The organism is Oceanicella sp. SM1341 (genome assembly GCF_003448965.1).
Classification (GTDB): Bacteria; Pseudomonadota; Alphaproteobacteria; order Rhodobacterales; family Rhodobacteraceae; genus Paroceanicella.
The window spans coordinates 1-2,472 of the sequence record NZ_QRGC01000072.1 but is presented as its reverse complement, the minus strand read 5'-3'; the positions used below and the strand labels follow the sequence as shown (position 1 = coordinate 2,472).

Below are 2,472 nucleotides of genomic sequence, written 5' to 3'. Positions count from 1 at the left end.
GTAAGCGGCGTCTGCGCCCCACCGGAGTTCAGCTTGACGGCTTGAAGTTCCACGGCAGGAGTTCGTCGATCCGGTGCGCTGGATGACCTTCCGCGATGGCCTCCATCGTCGCCTTCAGGTAGGCGAAGGGCTCGACGCCGTTGATCTTCGCGGTCGCGATAAGTGAGGCGATACGGCCCCAAGTTCGGCCGCCTTCATCGTGCCCGGCGAAGAGGGCGTTTTTTCTCGTCAGAGCGATCGGCCTGATGAGGTTCTCCACGGCATTGGAGTCGATCTCGACGCGGCCATCCTGCAGGAAGGTCTGCAGCCCGCCCCACTGCCGGTGGATGTAGGCGAGTTTCTCTCCGAGGCGGGACTTGGCGGAGACCCGGCGGCGCTGGAGCTGCAACCATTCGCCGAACTCGGCCACCAGCGGCGCGGTGCGTGTCTGTCTTGCCGACAGGCGTTGTCCCGGACCCATGCCGCGGATCTCGGCCTCGATACGGTAGAACTCGGCGATCCGGCGCAGCCCCTCGGCGGCGATCTCCGATCCGTCGCGGTCAAAGACTTCCTTCAGCTTTCGGCGCGCATGTGCCCAACAGTGTGCAACCGTGATCGGCGCGCCGCCCGTGCGCGAGGGACGCGTCAGCCGATCGTAGCCGGCATAGCCGTCCAGCTGCAGGATGCCGTCGAAGCCCTGCAGGATCTGCTCCGCGTTCACGCCGGCGCGGCTCGGGTGGTAAGTGAAGACCACGCCGGGTGGATCATCGCCGCCCCAACCCCGATCGTCTCGGGCCAGCGCCCAGAGGAAGCCGGTCTTCGTTCGGCCCCGCCCGGGCTCCAGAACCGGGGCCGTGGTTTCGTCCATGAAGAGCTTGCCCGAGCTCTTCAAATGCTCGGCGAGCCGATCGACCACCGGGGCAAGGTGGAAGGCCGCGGTGCCGACCCAATCGGCGAGCGTGCTGCGCTGAAGATCGATCCCGGAGCGCGCGAGGATCTGGCTCTGGCGATACAACGGCAGATGGTCGGCGAACTTGGCGACGAGCACATGCGCGATGGCGCCCTCGGTTGGCAGCCCGCCCTCGATCAGGTGGGCAGGGGCCGGAGCCTGGGTGATCCCTTCGGCGCAGGTACGACAGGCATACTTGGGCCGGATCGTCACGATGACGCGGAGCTGGGCCGGCACGATGTCCAGCCGCTCGCTCCGGTCCTCGCCGATCCGGTGCATCGTGCCGCAGCCGCACGGACAGTCCAGGCTGACCGGCTCGATCACCTGCTCGATCCGGGGGAGGCCCTCGGGCAGATTGCCTCGGTTACGCCGGGCGGTCTTGGCCTGCCGCGAACCAGAGGAGGCCGGGGCCTCTTCGTCCTGCTGCGCCTCGACCTCGGCGACGGCGGTTTCCAGGTCCTCGAAGGCCAGCTGCCGCTCGTCCTCGCTGAGCCTTTCGGACTTCTTGCCATGCACGACCTGGTTCAGCTCGGCGACGAGATGCTCGAGGCGCTTGTTGGCTTCCCTGAGTGCATCGCGCTCACGCAGCACGGCCAGCACAGCTTCACGCTGGTCTTCCGGAATGGCCGACAGGTCGAGGGATGGGGCGTTGGACATGGCGGGATCATACCCTGCTCCCGTCCTCGGCAGGCAGGCTTTCCCGCCCCCGAGTCATTCTGCCACAGCCGGGCGGCGCGCCTCCAGGGACCGCACCCGTCGCCAATCCAGCCCGGCGAACAGCGCCTCGAACTGGGCGCGGTTCAGCGTCATCGCCCCATCCCGGATCGCGGGCCAGGTGAAGGAGCTCTCTTCCAGCCGCTTGTAGCCCATGACGAGGCCGCTGCCGTCCCAGAACAGGATCTTCATCCGGTCCGCACGCTTCGCCCGGAAGACAAAGACCGTCCCGGTAAACGGATCCTCGGCCAGGGTCGACTGCACCAGGGCGGCCAGGCCATCATGTCCCTTGCGGAAGTCTACCGGCTTCGTCGCCACCAGGATGCGGACGCCTTGGGACGGCATCAGCATGTCGCTGCTTCCAGAGCATGCACGATCGCGGCGATCCGATCTGCCGGCGTGTCGGGCGACAGCTCGATCTGCATCGCTCCCCTGATGATCCGGATCATATGCTCGGGCGTCGCGCTCGTCGGCTCGTTCCTCTCGGCCGGATCGCAAACGACCAGCGGCGCGAAGACCGGCTCGCCGATCTCCTCGGCGGGGAGAACCAGCTGTCCGTGCTTTGCCAGGCGCCGCCAGGCCGAGAGCTGGTTCGGGCGGACGCCATACCGACCGGCCACCGCATTCACTGTCGCCCCCGGCTCCAGGGTCTCTGCCACAGCGCGAGCCTTAGCATCGTCCGGCCAGCGCCGGTGACCCGACGCGTAGATCTCGACGCCCAGAGATTTGAGAAACGAATTTGTCGCGCACATTGCGAAACGCACTCCCCATCATGAGATGGGTATCACCTCGCAACGCCAGAGCTCATCTACAACGTGGGCCCCAGACGC

Annotated in this window: 3 protein-coding genes; all 3 read right to left on the bottom strand. The window is 66.9% G+C overall.

The features are described from left to right. Positions 1-28: 28 nt before the first annotated feature. Genes D3P35_RS25665 through D3P35_RS26915 form a run of 3 tightly spaced genes read right to left on the bottom strand, consistent with a single transcriptional unit; the run spans position 29 to position 2,394 of the window. On the bottom strand, positions 29-1,585 hold the full coding sequence (locus D3P35_RS25665; protein WP_118138767.1) for an IS66 family transposase: 1,557 nt from the start codon (positions 1,583-1,585) through the stop codon (positions 29-31). Positions 1,586-1,639: 54 nt separating this feature from the next. After that, the gene (gene tnpB / locus D3P35_RS25660; RefSeq protein WP_118138766.1) at positions 1,640-1,993 is read right to left on the bottom strand and encodes an IS66 family insertion sequence element accessory protein TnpB; all 354 of its coding nucleotides are present in this window, start codon (positions 1,991-1,993) and stop codon (positions 1,640-1,642) included. After that, a complete protein-coding gene (locus tag D3P35_RS26915) occupies positions 1,987-2,394 on the bottom strand; it encodes a transposase (RefSeq protein ID WP_255418385.1) in 408 nt (135 codons plus the stop codon). The genes tnpB and D3P35_RS26915 overlap by 7 nt, the downstream gene beginning before the upstream one ends. Positions 2,395-2,472 lie beyond the last annotated feature (78 nt).